The organism is Mesorhizobium sp. M0833, assembly GCF_040319905.1.
Taxonomy (GTDB): Bacteria; Pseudomonadota; Alphaproteobacteria; order Rhizobiales; family Rhizobiaceae; genus Mesorhizobium.
On the sequence record NZ_JAMYOQ010000044.1, the window covers coordinates 22,754 to 37,077 of the forward strand.

Here is a 14,324-nt window from a genome sequence, read left to right on the forward strand (position 1 = left end):
CGGGGGCGGCCACCCGTATGAGCGATGTTGCCTACGAACGAATTCTGGAGCGCTTGTTCGACAGGCGCGTTCCGGTCGGGGCATTCGTTTCGCAGAGCGAACTGTCCGCGATCGTTGACGTGCCCGTCGCTCCGCTTCGTGACGCTCTGCGCAAGCTCGAGGCGGAAGGAATTCTCACCATCCATCCACGCTCCGGAATCCAGTTCATAAAACCTGGCATGGAGCTCACGCGCGCCACCTACCAATTCCGCGCCATCATCGAGCGCTCGGCAATTCGCGTCTTTGCCGAGCAGGGCGATGAAGCCATCATGAATGCCTTGGAAATGCGGCACTCCCGGCTGGTCCGGCGCGTCGAACGGGAGGGTGTGGGAAAGGAGCAACTGGAGGAGATGGATGCGCTTGAGGGAGAGCTGCATGGCGCAATCATCGGCGCGCTGCGCAATCCCTTGATCGACAGCACCTATCGGCGCATGCACAATTATCTGCGCCTGTTGCGGCTGGACAGCAAACTCACCTCGCCGATCATGATCCGGACGCTCAAGGAGCACCTCGACATCCTTGAGGCTTGCAGCACCAGGAATGCCGACGCTGCAGAAGCAAAGCTGCAGTCCCATTTCCAGGCGGCCATGCAGCGAAACCTTGGTCTGGTCTGACGCGTCGTCGTTACCATTTGCCTCTCCCGCGCGGTTGCACGGCTTGGGAAATGATATTACCCAACACTCCAACTGATCGATCAGTCTGCTGATCTGATATCTTGGAGGAGGTCGCATGCAGTTGAACAAGAGGCAGTTTCTCGTGGGTTCGGCGGCTCTCGCGATGGCAGGGCGCATTGGTGGTGCCCGTGCCGCGAGTGCCATCAGTTACTGGCACCACTTCACCAGTCAGTCGGAAATGGCCAGCTTGCTCAAGATCATCGGGTTGTTTCAGGCGGCGAATGCAGATGTGGCGGTAACCCAGGAGAACATCCCGAACTCGGAATATATGGCCAAGGTTTCATCGGCCGTGCTGGCCGGCGGGCGCCCCGATACCGCCATGGTGATCGCCGAGCGTTTCGCCGATCTTACCGCGATGGAGGGATTGATCGATCTTACCGAGCGCGTGAATGGGTGGGCGGGTAAGGCGAACTTTCCCGACAACCGCTGGACCGGGCTTTCCAGCAATGGCGCCATCTATGCGGTTCCCGCCTTCGCCTTCGTTGACTGGATGTACTACCGCGCAGACTATTTCGAGGAAGCTGGGCTGGCGGGGCCACCGCGAAATTTCGACGAATTCCTCCAGGCGTCCCGCAAACTGACCAATCCTTCGAAGGGCAGGTATGCGTTTGGCATGCGCGCCGGCGCCGGCGGGTTCAAATATGTCATCGATGTCATGGAGGCGTTCGGCTCGCCGATCGTCAAGGACGGGCAGCCGGCCATCGACAGGGCCGCCGCGATCGAGGCGATAACGTTCTATTCCGATCTCTTCCTGAAGGAAAAGGTCGTGCCGCCGAGCGCGCCCCACGACAGCTATCGTCAGATCATGGAGGCCTTCCGCACCGGGCAGACTGCGATGGTGTGGCATCATACCGGTTCGCTAAACGAAATCTCGAGTGCGATGAAGCAGGGCGAACAATTCTCGACCGCGCCTATGCCGGCCGGTCCGAAGGCGCATGTCGCTCGCGTCGCGTACGCCGGCAACGGCGTCATGAAGGAAGACAATATCGAGGCTGCCTGGCGATGGGTGAGTTTCTGGGGCCAAACAGACGCTGCCTTGGCCCTGCTCGAGGGGACCGGCTATTTTCCGGCTTCCGCCGCTGCGCTGCAGGATCAGCGGATCACCGGCAATCCGATCTATAGTGCGGCGACGGAAACACTCAAGTTCGGACGCCTGCCGAACAATTTCGTCGGCGCCGCGGGCTGGTCCGAAAATGTCGTCAATCCCGCTTTCCAGTCGGTGCTGACGGGTCAGTCGACGCCGGAACAGGCGGTGGACCGCATGATTCAGGGCCTGGAGGCGGCGCTGCGCTGATCCCCGCACCTGCAGCCGTGCTCAGAACGCAACGGGACGGTGCTTTCGCATCGCAGATTCATGACAACAGCCTCGAGCAGATATCTGCCTTTGCGGGCTCTCGGCGAACTGTCCGAGACCCGATACTGGATGTATCTGCTGCTCCTTCCCAGCCTCGCCCTTATCCTTCTCGTGATCGCCTATCCAACGCTTTACGGCATGGCCATCAGCTTTCGCGAGATGCGTCTGACGCGTCCCGGGTTGGATGGCTGGGTGGGCTTCAAACATTATGTGGCGATGTGGTCAGACCCGGTCTTCTGGATCGCATTGAAGAACACAGTCGTGTGGGTTGCTGCCGCGGTCGCGCTGGAACTGTCGCTTGGTCTTCTCGCCGCGACAGCTCTCAATAGGGATTTGCCAGGCACGAAAATCTTCGCCGTGCTCATCCTGCTTCCCTATTTCCTGCCCAACGTCGTGGCGGGCCATATGTGGGCCTTGCTGCTCGATCCGCGGCTCGGAGTGATCAACGATCTTCTTGTTCGGATAGGCGTCCTGCAGTCCTACAAGGCATGGTTTGCTGATCCCAACACTGCCCTTGCGGCGACCATTCTCGTCGAGGCCTGGCATGGGTTTCCATTCTTCGCGCTGCTGCTGCTCGCGGGCCTGAAGGGTATTCCCGAGGATCTCTATAAGGCAGCGGCGGTCGACGGCGCGGGCCTGGCGGCGCAGCTCAGGTTGATCACTTTGCCCATGCTCAAGACTGTCATCGCGGCGGCAGTGATCCTGCGTGTCATCGGTCTGGTCAATTCGCCCGATCTGCTCCTCATTCTCACTGGCGGCGGACCGGGAGATGCCACGCAGGTGCTGTCATTATATGCCTTTCAGACCGCCTACAAGGAATTCAATTTCGGCTACGCATCCGCCCTGTCGGTGGTGATGTTCGTGACCCTGATGATCTTCGCGGCCGGGTACATCCGCATCTCCAGGATTACCAAAGGACAGGGCGATGATTGAAAGTAAGCGTCAGCGGCGGATGATCGCGAACATCGCCACCTACATCGTGCTCGCAAGCCTGACGGTGTTCTGCATCGGTCCGATGATCTGGATGTTCCTGACATCCCTCAAATATGAGGCCGACATTGTCACCCAGACGATGCAGTACCTCCGAGCCGCGTTACCTTCGACAATTATGTCGCCATCTGGACGCAGTCAGGTTTCCCGCGGCTTATAGGCAACAGCCTCGTCGTTACCTTCCTGACGGTGACGGTCTGCGTCGTCACGGGCACGCTTGCCGCCTATGCATTCTCTCGCTTCGCGTTTCGAGGCCGGGATCAGCTCATGCTCGGCTATCTTGTCGTTCGCATGTTCCCGGCAGTCATGATGATCATTCCCCTTTACGTCGTTATGCGCGGTGTGGGGCTCGTGGACAGCCGTTTCGGCCTGGCGCTTGCCTATACGAGCTTCCTGCTGCCGCTGTTCGTATGGATGCTCAAGGGGTTCTTCGATTCCGCACCTAAGGAACTCGAGAGCGCAGCACGCATCGACGGCTCGACAAGGCTTGGCGCCATGGTCCGTATCGTCATGCCCCTTGCGCGGAATGGCCTGCTCGCAAGTTCGGTGTTCATTGCCATCGCGGCCTGGAACGAGTTCCTGTTCGCCCTGATGCTCACGACCGGGCAGGGGTCCCGCACCTGGCCCGTGGGCTTGCAACTAATGGTCGGAGAGTTCCAGCTTCCCTGGGGCGTTCTGGCGGCAGGCGGCATTCTCAGCATCATCCCGGTCATCGTGCTCTTCGCGATCGTCCAGCGAACCATGGTCCAGGGGCTGACCGCAGGCGCCATCAAAGGTTAGGAGTAGTCGCATGGCGACACTTTCCATCAGGGACGTGCGCAAGTCTTATGGCTCCGTACAGGTTCTCCACGGAGTCGACATCGAGCTCGAGGACGGAGGCTTTCTGGTTCTGCTCGGGCCGTCCGGATGCGGCAAGTCGACCTTGCTCAACATCATTGCCGGCCTCGACGACACCTCCGGCGGTGACATCCTGATCGGGGGACGCTCGGTCCTCGACCTTGCACCCAAGGACCGCAATATCGCGATGGTGTTCCAATCCTACGCGCTTTATCCCACCATGTCGGTCGCGAGGAATATCGGCTTCGGATTGGAAATGCGTGGCGTGGGTGCCGACCAGCGCAAGCGCGCCGTGGAAGATGCCGCGCGAATGTTGCAAATCTCGCATCTGCTCGACCGACGCCCCGCCAACCTTTCGGGCGGACAGCGACAACGCGTTGCGATGGGCCGCGCGATCGTGCGTGACCCGGAGCTGTTCCTTTTCGACGAGCCGTTGTCCAATCTCGATGCCAAGCTTCGCGTGGAAATGCGCACGGAGATCAGGCGCCTGCACGAGCGTCTCGGCACGAGCATCGTCTATGTCACGCATGATCAGATCGAGGCGATGACGCTGGGCACCAAGGTGGCCGTCATGAAAGGCGGCTGCATCCAGCAATTGGACGACCCGCGCACCATCTATGAACGGCCCGCCAATATGTTCGTGGCAAGTTTCATCGGATCTCCGGCAATGAACTTCCTTGCCGGACGACTGGTCCCGGATTCGGAGGGTGTCCGGTTTCAAGCGAGCGGAGTATCGATCGTGTTGCCGACGCGGAACCGGCAGGTGGACTCGGAGCGACCAGTGGTGCTGGGCATACGGCCTGAAGAGCTGAGGACTGTTCCGCACAATCGAGCTTCGATCATGGGGGAGATCGATGTGGTAGAGCCCACCGGGCCTGAAACCATGGTGACGGTGCAGGTCGGCGAGCACGCGATCATCGCGCGCCTGCCGCCGAGATTTGCCGGCCGGCGCAAAGAGCCAATATGTCTTGCCATGGATCCAGCGAGCGTCAACCTGTTCGATCCGGATAGCGGACAGCGCATCGACATTTAGGGCGTGGATATCAGGCGGCTGGACGCAGTGGCGCAGGGTTCCGCGATCTCGCCCCGAAACTCATCTGGAGCGAGTGCGGACCGCTTGCCGTCAACCTGCGCTGACCGGCATCTCGGCAGGGTAGTCAGCAGGCCGTGGCGATCAGTTTTGCCAGGCAATCGGCAGCCTCAGTCCCCGGCACGCCAAGATCTCTGACACTGTCCATGTGGTTGCGGTTCGAGAGCACATGCGACGTTACCAACGATCCCTGCCGCAGCAAGCTTGCTTTGAATCGATCGGCTTGCTGATGGAAGGGTGGCGTCTCGTTGGCTCCGACCAGAACCGCCGTCTTGGTTCGAGGATCATGCCGACAAGCGAGAGGTGTGAACATGGCGACCTCCTCGTCGGTTATTCCAATCTCGTTGGCGAGAAAGGAATCCTGGAGCGGCTTCAAATCGTAGAGCCCGCTCAACAGAAGGGCTGCCCTCACATTCGAGGGGGTATGCTCCCCCTCGAACAGAAACGTTGCAAGATGTGCTCCTGCCGAATGACCACTGACAGTCAGGGCCATCGGGTTTCCACCATGATCGGCGATGTTGGCCAGGACCCACTGCTTGGCGCGGCGCACCTGGTCGACGATCGTCGCCATTCTGACCTTGGGCATCAGAGCGTAATCAAGGATGACGGCAATAGCCCCAGCCTGGGTGATCGTCGTCGCCATGTATGAATAATCGCGCTTGGAGAACATTCTCCAGTAGCCGCCGTGGACAAAGATGTGCACTGGCAGGGCCGTTCTTTTGCACGCGGGAAAGAACAGGTCCATGGTTTCGGTCGGATCCGGTCCGTAGGCCACGTCAGCGGTCATCGCAATAGTGGCGCGGGCGGCCTCGCTGCGATCAATGAAGTCCTGCACGATTTCGTCAAATTCCGCGACGTGGTCGCGGATGCGAAAGGGGTCGCCTTGCATTCTTCTGCTCACATGCTGATGGCGAGGTATTTCGCCTCCATGAATTCCGCAATGCCGTGATGCTGCCCTCCCTCGCGGCCGAGCCCGCTCTGCTTGACGCCGCCGAAGGGGGCTGCCGGATCGGACATCAGCCCGCGGTTGAGAGCAATCATCCCGGCCTCGATCCGGGAGGCCACCCGCATCCCGCGCGCCAGATCGCGCGTGTAGATGTAGGCAGCAAGCCCATATTCAGTGTCATTGGCGCGCGCGATGACCTCGGCCTCGGTTTCGAAGCTGGAGATTGGCGCCACCGGCCCGAATATTTCCTCATGCGCCATCTTTGCCTCGCCTGGTACGTCGCGAAGCACTGTAGGAGGATAGAAGAAGCCACGTCCGGCCAGGACTGAGCCGCCGCACATGACCCGCGCGCCGCGTGCGACCGCGTCGGTGACAAGGCGGTCTATCTTCTCGACCGCCTGTTTCGTGATCATTGGCCCGCATTCCGTGTCCGGATCAGTGCCGGGGCCGACCTTGAGCGACGACATCCGCTTTTCGAGGCCATCCGAGAAGGCTTCGTAGATGCCGGATTGCACGTAGAGGCGGTTCGCGGCGGTGCAGGCCTCGCCGGCGTTGCGCATCTTGGCCACCATTGCGCCATCGAGCGCCGCTTCGAGATCGGCGTCGTCGAACACGACAAAAGGGGCATTGCCTCCGAGCTCCATGGAACACGAAACCACATGCCTGGCAGCTTCTGCCAGCAGAGCGCGACCCACACCCGTCGAACCGGTGAAGGAGAGTTTGCGCACCCGCGGATCGGCCAGCATGGCGGCTGTCAAAGACCCGGGACTGGAGGTTGTCAGGACGTTGACCACCCCCGGTGGAACGCCTGCGTCCTGGTAGAGCGCGGCCAGCGCGTAGGCGGTAAGCGGGGTCTCACTGGCCGGCTTCAGGATCACCGTACATCCAGCGGCAAGTGCCGGCGCGATCTTGCGCGTCGCCATTGCGGCAGGAAAATTCCAGGGCGTGATCAGGACGCAGATGCCGATCGGTTCGTAGTCGACCACGATGCGGTTGGTGCCGGAAGGCGCAGTACCGAATTCACCGGTAATGCGAACCGCCTCCTCGGCATTCCAACGGAAAAACTCCGCGGCGTAAGCGATCTCGCCTCGGGCATCCCGCAGGGCCTTGCCATTTTCCAATGCGATGAGAGTAGCCAGCGCTTCCGATCGTTCCGTCATCAGTTCAAAGCAGCGTCGGAGGATCTCGGAGCGCTTTCGCGGCGACGTTGTCCGCCAGCCATGGGCTGCCTTGGCAGCGGCGGCAACGGCGGCGGCCGCGTCCTCCAAGGTCGCATCGGGTACGGCAGCGATGATGGCTTCCGTCGAGGGATCGATAACCGGAATTACCTTGCCATCCGCGGACTGCCGCCATTGGCCGTCAATATAGAGCCCGTGCGAAATTGTGTGGAAGTCGCTGACGCCCTGATCATCCGACAGAACCTGTGAAAACGTGTTCATCTCGATATTCCCGATTGTTTACACCGCGCAGCTGGCGAGGTCGCCATCAAAGGCGGCCTGGACCAGGCGTCGCATGGACCTCAAATCTAATGGCCGCGGATTGTTCTTGATGAGGCGCTCGATACCGATCGCTTGTTCCGCCGTCCAATCGAGCTTGTCGGCGGGCAGCCCTAGCTCGGCCAACGAGGGGGTGATCCCGATTGCCCCAAACAGGCGACTGACCTCGCCAATGGTCGCGTCGGCCAACTCGTCCGGCGTCCGGCCCTTTCCATCGAGGCAGAGCGCGCTGGCGATCTCGGCCATCTCGGTCGCTGCGGCTGTTCTGTTGTACTTCATGACATACGGCAACATGGTGGCGACACCCAATCCGTGAGCGGTGTGGGTTATCGCGCCGACCGGATATTGTACGGCGTGCGCTGCCGCCGTGCCGGCCGTTCCGAACGCGCAGCCGGCTGCAAGTGCGCCCATCATCACGTCGGCCCGGGCGTCCTCGTCAGAGGGCCGGCGGTATGCCGTTTCAAGGCTTCGGCCAAGCAGCTTGATCGCCAGCAGGGCGAAATGGTCGGTCAAGGCGGTTTTGCCGATAAAGACATGTTTCTGCGGAAGGCCGGGATCGGTTCCGCGCCTGGCGGCGGTGAAGGCCTCGATTGCATGCGTCAGCGCATCGGCGCCTGCGATCGCCGTCAATCCCGGCGGGCATGTCATCGTCAGTTCAGGGTCGCATATGGCTGCGGCCGCGATCAGATAAGGGCTGGAGATGCCGACCTTCAGTGTGCGATCCGGATCCGAGATCACGGCAACCGGGGTCACTTCAGAGCCGGTTCCGGCTGTCGTCGGCACCGCGATCAACGGCAGCGTTGGACCGGGCACCTTGAACTCGCCGTAGTAATCCTGGAGCTGACCGCCGTGGCTGATGAGCAACGCGGCGCATTTGGCCATGTCGAGACAACTGCCGCCGCCAATGCCGATCACCATGTCGGGAGCGAACTTCCGCGCCTCCTCGACGCAGACGGCAACGGTGTCTCGGGGAACGTCGGGTAGTACTCGGTCATGCACCAGCACATCTATCGCGGCGGCTCGCAGCGCCGCGACAATCTCTGCGAACGAGCCCGTTGCGGCAAAACGTTCATCGGTGCAGACGAGCGCGCGACGCCCGAGCCTGGCCGCGACAACCGGAATGACGTGGCGTTGGCCCTTCCCGAAGAGGATTTCGCGCGGCAGCCTTATGGCAGCGAAAAGGCTCATGACCTGCATCCTGTGATGATGTCTGGAAAGGCTGCGGGCGCGGCACGCTGCTCCCGCAGGGCCACCGCTAACGCCATTGTTTCGTCTCGTAACGGCGCCAAATGATATCCTCTATAAAATCGTATAGGATATAGGATTGCATTGGCCCGAGCATCGTGTTAGCAACTCAATGTGTCAAGAGGCAAAACATGCAGGCCATTAACTTACTCAATGCAGACGATACGAACCTCGGCGGCGGGCGTATCCAGCGCTCCAGCAGCCTGGTTGAGGACGTCTACGAAGCGATTTTTGCGCAACTCATGTCGCTGAAGATTGCGCCGGGCTCGCGCATCACGGTCGACAGCCTGGTCAAGGAATTCAACGTCTCCCACACGCCGATCCGCGAGGCGCTCGGCCGGCTCGAGGGCGAAGGCCTGGTGCTGAAGACGCATCTGATCGGTTACCGCGCTGCGCCGCAGATCACGAAACGGCGGTTCGACGAACTCTACGAGCTTCGCCTGCTGCTAGAGCCTCATGGTGCAGCAAAGGCAGCGGTGCTCATGGATGAGGTAAAGCTCGCACAACTTCAGAAATCCGCCGGCGTCATGGCGCGCCATGAGGGCAAGGACGAGCGCCTGCGGTATTCCAACTTCGCCCGCCAGGATGCCATTTTCCATGACAAGGTCATGGAATTCGCCAACAACGAACTCGTGCGCGAGACACTGGCTCACCAGCATACCCACTTCCACATATTTCGCCTGATGTTCCATTCGCGCGTCACCGAGGAGGCGCTTGACGAGCATGAGGCCATTCTGGCCGCTTTCGCTGCGGCCGATCCTGCTGCTGCCGAGCAGGCGATGCGTCGCCATATCGAGCATTCCCGCGACCGCTTGTTGTTGGCGTTCGACTGAGACTGTCCCGATGTCCCCGTACCCGCCATCGACGATCATCACGCAGCCCAGTGCCAACGAAGACTACTTCCCCGATTCAGCCTTCTAGAAACTCAAGCTTACCGGGCGAGTACAGGTCTCGCCCGGCCCCGTTCTCACAGGAAAGGAAGTACCATGCCAGGCAAAAAGATCCTGATGCTGACCGGTGAATTCACCGAGGAATACGAAATCTTCGTCTACCAGCAGGCTATGGAAGCGGTGGGCCACACCGTTCACGTCGTGTGCCCAGACAAAAGCGCCGGAGACCTGATCAAAACATCGCTGCACGATTTCGAGGGCGATCAGACCTACACCGAAAAGCTCGGCCACTATGCACTGATCAACAAGACCTTCTCCGACGCCGAGAAGCAGCTGGAGCAATACCACGCTGTTTACTGCGCTGGCGGTCGTGGGCCCGAATACATTCGCACGGACAAGCGCGTCCAGACGATGGTGCGCCACTTCCACGAAAGCAGGAAGCCGATTTTCACGATTTGCCACGGCGTGCAGATCCTGATCGCGGTAGATGGCGTCGTGCGTGGCAAGAAGGTCGGCGCACTGGCGGCATGCGAGCCGGAGGTGACGCTTGCGGGCGGCACCTATATCGACCTGTCTCCGACGGAGGCATATGTGGACGGGACGATGGTTTCGGCAAAAGGTTGGACGGCGCTTGCTGCGTTCATCCGCGAATGCCTGAAGGTGCTGGGAACCGAAATCCGCCACGCGTAGACCTTTGCTCCGACGCATCTCAAACGGGGGTGCGTCGGTTGCGAAAGTCTTTCGCTATGCATTGATGCTCGTTTCATCAAATCGGGTAAGCGAACGCATCAGTGTTTTCCTTGCTGAAGCCAGATGCGCTCGGCAGGCCACTTCAATCCGAGTGGAGTTGCGGCTCTCAAGCGCATCGATATAGGCGATGTGTTCGTGGATCGCGGCAAGGTTGCGCTGCTTTTCGTCCTGCTTGTTCCATTGATAGTGGTAGTGAAAAATGAACGTGATGATGTCGTAGAAATCGTCGATGAAGCGGTTCGGAGATGCCTCGTTTATGAGCCGGTGAAACCGGTTGTCCAGGCCGGAGAAGTCGTGAAAACGGCTTTCAATTCGCTCCAGCAGGTCGGCATGCGCCATCTTGAGCGCGGCGAGTTTCGACCATAGCGGGGAACGGTCCGGCTGCAGTGAAAACAGGTGTGCCGAACGCAGTTCGAACATCACCCGGATCTCGAAGAGCTCAAGTGCAAAGTCTTCGGTGAAACCCTTGAAAAGCCAGCCTGTATTCGGCCTTTTCTCGATCAGCCCAAACCGGCTGAAGCGGATCAGGAATTCGCGAATTCCGTTGGTCGCGACGCCGAATTGGCGCGCAAGCTCGAGCTCATTGATGCTGGTGCCGGGCCTGGTGTCACCCCGCAGCATCCACTCCATGAATTGCTGTTCGACATGCTTGGCGCGAGGCGTGGTTTCGGCGTCCGGATAGTAGTCGTTGTCGCTGACCGGGCGGCCCGTCGACCTGAGGCCGTGGCGTTCGGTGATAAGTTCGCGGTGAACCAGTTCCCGCAAAACCTTTCTGACGGTTGTGCGGCTGACGCACATTCGCCGTCTAAGCTCATTTTCGGAAGGAAGTTCACCGGCCAGTTGCCCGTCGCGCAACATATTCGCAGCTCGATTGAAGGCCTTCTTGTAGACGGTGTCGGTTCTCATCGGATTTTCCTTGGGAACAATACCTTGTCCTTTTTAGCATGAACTTTATCCATAAAAAACAACTTGACCCGGCCGGGCCGGTTGTTTTTTATCGATAAGAAGAGGACCTGAACACAAATTGAGTTTTTGACGACGCGGCTCGTACGGGCCGCGGCGGGGAGGGGAAATTTGCCTGAAACGGGAAACACCGGCACGACTGTCGGCGAGGCCGCGTTGCCAGCATCCAGGAAGTCAGAAGCCGTTCCCGGCCTTGCGCTCGGCCTGATGCTGCTGAGCGCTGGTCCGGTGGTCATCCTCGTGCTGCTGATCGCCGTCCTCAGCTTTCTGTCGCCCTATTTCCTGACAGGTCGCAATCTCGGCAACATCCTGGCCCAGACCGCCGTCATCTCGGTTGTCGCGATGGGTCAGCATCTGGTCATCCTGACACGCGGCATCGATCTCTCCGTCGGTTCGAACCTTGCACTGGCTTCCGTCGTCGGCGCGCTGAGCTTTCATGCCGGCGCCCCTGCCTTCGTTGTGATCGCGGTGATGGTTGGCTGCGGTGGCGCGGTCGGCGCCGTCAACGGGCTGTTCTACGTCTTCGGCCGACTGCCGCATCCCTTCATCATCACGCTGGCAACATTGAGCATCGCCAAGGGGCTGGCCCTGCAACTGGCCGATGGCCGCGCCATCCCTGGCATGCCGGATTCGATCGATGCGCTTGGCCGCGAGGCGGTTTGGGGCCTGCCTGGATCGGTTTTCGTGGTTGCAGGCGTTGCCGCGGTCCTTTTCATCATGGCCAAAACCATGGTCTGGGGGCGCTGGATTTATGCCGTCGGCGGCCGGCCCGACGCCGCGCTGCGCATGGGTATTCCCGTGTCCTGGGTGCTGGTTTCGGTCTATGTGATCTCAGGACTGTGCGCCGGCATCGGTTCCGTCATACTTGCCGGCCGTACCGACGCCGGTTCGCCGCTGTTCGGCAATCTGCTCGAACTGGACACGATTGCGGCCGTGATCATTGGCGGCGCCAGCTTTCTTGGCGGTCGCGGCCACCTCGGCCATGCCCTGATCGGCGCCATCATGATCGGCGTCATTCGCAACGCGCTCAACCTGCTCAACGTCAACGTCTTTTTCCAGCTCATCGTCATCGGCGTGGTCATCGTGATCGCGGTCGAGTCCGACGTGCTGCGCAATTACCTCGAAGGGCGTGTGCGTGTCCTGCAAGCCGGGAGGCAGTCATGAGCGCCGTTGCGGCCAAAGTCGATCACGCCGCCTCCGACCATCCCGTTTTGGCGGTACGCGGTGCTACCAAGCGTTTCGGTTCGGTGCTGGCCCTGGACGACGTCAGCATCGAGGTGCGGCGCGGCGAGATCGTTGGCCTGCTCGGCGACAATGGCGCGGGTAAGTCGACGCTGACCAAATGCATCAGCGGGGTGCACCAACTCGATGCCGGCGCGATCCTGTTGGACGGCGCGCCAACGCAGATACGCTCCCCTGCGGATGCGCGCTTCGCCGGCATCGAGACCGTCTACCAGGATCTGGCGCTGTTCGACAATCTGACACCGGGGCAGAACTTCTTCGCCGGCCGCGAGCTGGCTGGCCCGCAATGGCTTCCGCGCGGCCTGCGGTTTCTGCAGCAGCGCCGGATGGACGCCGAGACCCGCGCTCTGCTGGCAAATCTGAAGGTTACCTTGCCGCGGCTGGATGCCGTCGTCGCCATGATGTCTGGCGGTCAAACGCAAGCGATCGCCGTGGCCCGCTCGACCGTGTTCGCCCGCAAGGTTGTCATTCTGGATGAGCCGACCGCCGCACTCGGCCTGCGTGAATCACGCCAGGTGCTCAATTTGGTCGCTGCGCTCCGCGACCAAGGCAATGCCGTCATCCTGATCACTCACAACATGGAACACGTCGTCGAGCTCGCCGATCGCGCGGTGGTGCTTCGCCAGGGCCGCAAAGTCGGCGAACTGGTGCCGACCAAGGGCAACAAACAGGAACTGGTTTCCATGATCGTTGGAGCCTGACCCGTTCGAAATTTGGGGACCTTTCAGGTCCGCAAATGCCTGAAGCGTCTCCCGCCGGGAGGCGTCTCAATCCAAGGGAGGAATACAAATGCCAATGAACCGAAAACTGTTCGCAGGGCTGGCGATCGCGATTGCGCTTTCCGTGCCGGCTTCGGCCGCAGACAAGATCAAGGTCGGCCTGATTACGAAATTCCCGGTGCCGTTCTACTCGACCATGGAGGACGCCGCCAAGAAATACGCGGCCGCTCATCCGGAGATCGAACTGGTCACCGGCCAGGGCCAGGCGGCTACCGACATTGAAGGCCAGATCGCTCTGATCGAATCCATGATCACGCAAGGCGTCAAGGGGCTGGCAATCACTCCAGTCGACCCGACGGTGGCGCCGGCGCTCGACAAGGCGGTGGCCGCCGGCATCAAGGTGGTTCTCGTCGACAACAGCATCCCTAACTGGAAAGGCCAGACGGCATTAGTCTCGACCAACAACCTCAACGGCGGCAAGATCGCCGGAGAGTATCTCAAGACGGTGCTCAAGAGCGGTGACAAGATCGGCATCTTGCAAGGCGTTCCCGGCGTGCCGGCTCTGGATGACCGGGTCACGGGCATGATGGAGGGACTGGGCGACGTCAAGGTCGATGTCGTCGGCAAAGGTGCAACCAACTGCACGCTGGAGCTTGGTACGTCAGTGACCGAAGACATCCTGACCGCCAATCCGGATCTCAAGGCAATCTACTCGGCCTGCGGCCCGCCGATCCCTGGCGCCGTCAAGTCGATCAGCAATGCCGGCATTGCCAACGACAACCTCATAGTGGTCGGCTTCGACGCGTGCTGCGGTGAGATCGAAGCGATCAAGTCGGGAGCAGAGGACGCCAGCGTAGCTCAATTTCCCGCGAAAATGGGTGAGCTTGGCATCGACACTGTCGTCAAGGCCATACGTGGCGAATCCGTCGAGGCCAATGTGGATACCGGCGCCGGACTGGTGACGCTGCAGAACGTCAAGGACTTCGAGTGATCCACCAGCGGTGGGGGGGGGGGGTACGCCCGCCCCCCACAAGGTGGGGGGCGCGACCCGAGCCACGGGGGGAGCCGCTCAGTCTGTGACCCCCCACA

15 protein-coding genes are annotated in these 14,324 nt (G+C 60.8%); 11 read left to right on the forward strand and 4 right to left on the reverse strand.

Annotated features, from left to right (window positions below):
* Positions 1-17: 17 nt before the first annotated feature.
* The 6 genes from NKH98_RS30150 to NKH98_RS30175 all read left to right on the forward strand — a co-directional run bounded on the left by NKH98_RS30150 (position 18) and on the right by NKH98_RS30175 (position 4,927).
* Positions 18-653 carry a GntR family transcriptional regulator gene (locus NKH98_RS30150; protein WP_502894346.1) on the forward strand — a complete coding sequence of 212 codons (636 nt, stop codon included), beginning with the start codon at positions 18-20 and terminating at the stop codon, positions 651-653.
* Positions 654-768: 115 nt separating this feature from the next.
* Complete coding sequence (locus tag NKH98_RS30155; RefSeq protein WP_352903955.1) at positions 769-2,007, forward strand: ABC transporter substrate-binding protein; 1,239 nt, start codon at positions 769-771, stop codon at positions 2,005-2,007.
* A 60-nt stretch (positions 2,008-2,067) separates the two neighbouring features.
* Positions 2,068-3,000: a carbohydrate ABC transporter permease gene (locus NKH98_RS30160; RefSeq protein WP_254819850.1), complete on the forward strand. Its 933-nt coding sequence runs from the start codon at positions 2,068-2,070 to the stop codon at positions 2,998-3,000.
* On the forward strand, positions 2,993-3,217 hold the full coding sequence (locus NKH98_RS30165; RefSeq protein ID WP_352903958.1) for a hypothetical protein: 225 nt from the start codon (positions 2,993-2,995) through the stop codon (positions 3,215-3,217). The genes NKH98_RS30160 and NKH98_RS30165 overlap by 8 nt, the downstream gene beginning before the upstream one ends.
* A gap of 29 nt (positions 3,218-3,246) precedes the next feature.
* Complete coding sequence (locus tag NKH98_RS30170; RefSeq protein WP_352903960.1) at positions 3,247-3,837, forward strand: carbohydrate ABC transporter permease; 591 nt, start codon at positions 3,247-3,249, stop codon at positions 3,835-3,837.
* Between the two features lie 10 nt (positions 3,838-3,847).
* Entirely contained in the window at positions 3,848-4,927 is a 1,080-nt protein-coding gene (locus tag NKH98_RS30175; protein ID WP_352903962.1) for an ABC transporter ATP-binding protein, read from the forward strand.
* A 124-nt stretch (positions 4,928-5,051) separates the two neighbouring features.
* On the opposite strand, the gene NKH98_RS30180 is transcribed toward NKH98_RS30175, so the two are convergent.
* Genes NKH98_RS30180 through NKH98_RS30190 form a run of 3 tightly spaced genes read right to left on the reverse strand, consistent with a single transcriptional unit; the run spans position 5,052 to position 8,614 of the window.
* Positions 5,052-5,873: an alpha/beta hydrolase gene (locus tag NKH98_RS30180; protein ID WP_352903964.1), complete on the reverse strand. Its 822-nt coding sequence runs from the start codon at positions 5,871-5,873 to the stop codon at positions 5,052-5,054.
* Between the two features lie 8 nt (positions 5,874-5,881).
* Positions 5,882-7,369: an NAD-dependent succinate-semialdehyde dehydrogenase gene (locus NKH98_RS30185; RefSeq protein WP_352903966.1), complete on the reverse strand. Its 1,488-nt coding sequence runs from the start codon at positions 7,367-7,369 to the stop codon at positions 5,882-5,884.
* 18 nt (positions 7,370-7,387) lie between these two features.
* On the reverse strand, positions 7,388-8,614 hold the full coding sequence (locus NKH98_RS30190; RefSeq protein WP_352903968.1) for an iron-containing alcohol dehydrogenase: 1,227 nt from the start codon (positions 8,612-8,614) through the stop codon (positions 7,388-7,390).
* A 188-nt stretch (positions 8,615-8,802) separates the two neighbouring features.
* On the opposite strand from NKH98_RS30190, the gene NKH98_RS30195 reads away from it, so the two are divergent.
* Both NKH98_RS30195 and NKH98_RS30200 read left to right on the forward strand, forming a co-directional pair.
* Positions 8,803-9,504 carry a GntR family transcriptional regulator gene (locus NKH98_RS30195; protein ID WP_352739437.1) on the forward strand — a complete coding sequence of 234 codons (702 nt, stop codon included), beginning with the start codon at positions 8,803-8,805 and terminating at the stop codon, positions 9,502-9,504.
* Between the two features lie 153 nt (positions 9,505-9,657).
* A complete protein-coding gene (locus NKH98_RS30200; RefSeq protein WP_352805234.1) occupies positions 9,658-10,251 on the forward strand; it encodes a DJ-1/PfpI family protein in 594 nt (197 codons plus the stop codon).
* Between the two features lie 54 nt (positions 10,252-10,305).
* Here the strand turns inward: NKH98_RS30200 and NKH98_RS30205 are convergent, their stop codons facing one another.
* Positions 10,306-11,217, reverse strand: a complete 912-nt coding sequence (locus tag NKH98_RS30205; protein ID WP_352480346.1) for a GntR family transcriptional regulator — start codon at positions 11,215-11,217, stop codon at positions 10,306-10,308.
* 168 nt (positions 11,218-11,385) lie between these two features.
* Here NKH98_RS30205 and NKH98_RS30210 point away from each other — a divergent pair, with 168 nt between their 5' ends.
* From NKH98_RS30210 to NKH98_RS30220, 3 genes are all read left to right on the forward strand, one after another.
* On the forward strand, positions 11,386-12,438 hold the full coding sequence (locus NKH98_RS30210) for an ABC transporter permease (RefSeq protein WP_352480345.1): 1,053 nt from the start codon (positions 11,386-11,388) through the stop codon (positions 12,436-12,438).
* Positions 12,435-13,217: an ATP-binding cassette domain-containing protein gene (locus NKH98_RS30215; RefSeq protein ID WP_352903971.1), complete on the forward strand. Its 783-nt coding sequence runs from the start codon at positions 12,435-12,437 to the stop codon at positions 13,215-13,217. The genes NKH98_RS30210 and NKH98_RS30215 overlap by 4 nt, the downstream gene beginning before the upstream one ends.
* 94 nt (positions 13,218-13,311) lie before the next feature.
* Positions 13,312-14,226: a sugar ABC transporter substrate-binding protein gene (locus NKH98_RS30220; RefSeq protein ID WP_352480343.1), complete on the forward strand. Its 915-nt coding sequence runs from the start codon at positions 13,312-13,314 to the stop codon at positions 14,224-14,226.
* Positions 14,227-14,324: the final 98 nt, after the last annotated feature.

Coding starts and splice junctions, on each gene's coding strand:
- NKH98_RS30150 (WP_502894346.1), top strand. CDS start 18: ATGAGCGATGTTGCCTACGAACGAATTCTGGAGCGCTTGTTCGACAGG.
- NKH98_RS30155 (WP_352903955.1), top strand. CDS start 769: ATGCAGTTGAACAAGAGGCAGTTTCTCGTGGGTTCGGCGGCTCTCGCG.
- NKH98_RS30160 (WP_254819850.1), top strand. CDS start 2,068: ATGACAACAGCCTCGAGCAGATATCTGCCTTTGCGGGCTCTCGGCGAA.
- NKH98_RS30165 (WP_352903958.1), top strand. CDS start 2,993: ATGATTGAAAGTAAGCGTCAGCGGCGGATGATCGCGAACATCGCCACC.
- NKH98_RS30175 (WP_352903962.1), top strand. CDS start 3,848: ATGGCGACACTTTCCATCAGGGACGTGCGCAAGTCTTATGGCTCCGTA.
- NKH98_RS30180 (WP_352903964.1), bottom strand. CDS start 5,873: ATGCAAGGCGACCCCTTTCGCATCCGCGACCACGTCGCGGAATTTGAC.
- NKH98_RS30185 (WP_352903966.1), bottom strand. CDS start 7,369: ATGAACACGTTTTCACAGGTTCTGTCGGATGATCAGGGCGTCAGCGAC.
- NKH98_RS30190 (WP_352903968.1), bottom strand. CDS start 8,614: ATGAGCCTTTTCGCTGCCATAAGGCTGCCGCGCGAAATCCTCTTCGGG.
- NKH98_RS30195 (WP_352739437.1), top strand. CDS start 8,803: ATGCAGGCCATTAACTTACTCAATGCAGACGATACGAACCTCGGCGGC.
- NKH98_RS30200 (WP_352805234.1), top strand. CDS start 9,658: ATGCCAGGCAAAAAGATCCTGATGCTGACCGGTGAATTCACCGAGGAA.
- NKH98_RS30205 (WP_352480346.1), bottom strand. CDS start 11,217: ATGAGAACCGACACCGTCTACAAGAAGGCCTTCAATCGAGCTGCGAAT.
- NKH98_RS30215 (WP_352903971.1), top strand. CDS start 12,435: ATGAGCGCCGTTGCGGCCAAAGTCGATCACGCCGCCTCCGACCATCCC.
- NKH98_RS30220 (WP_352480343.1), top strand. CDS start 13,312: ATGAACCGAAAACTGTTCGCAGGGCTGGCGATCGCGATTGCGCTTTCC.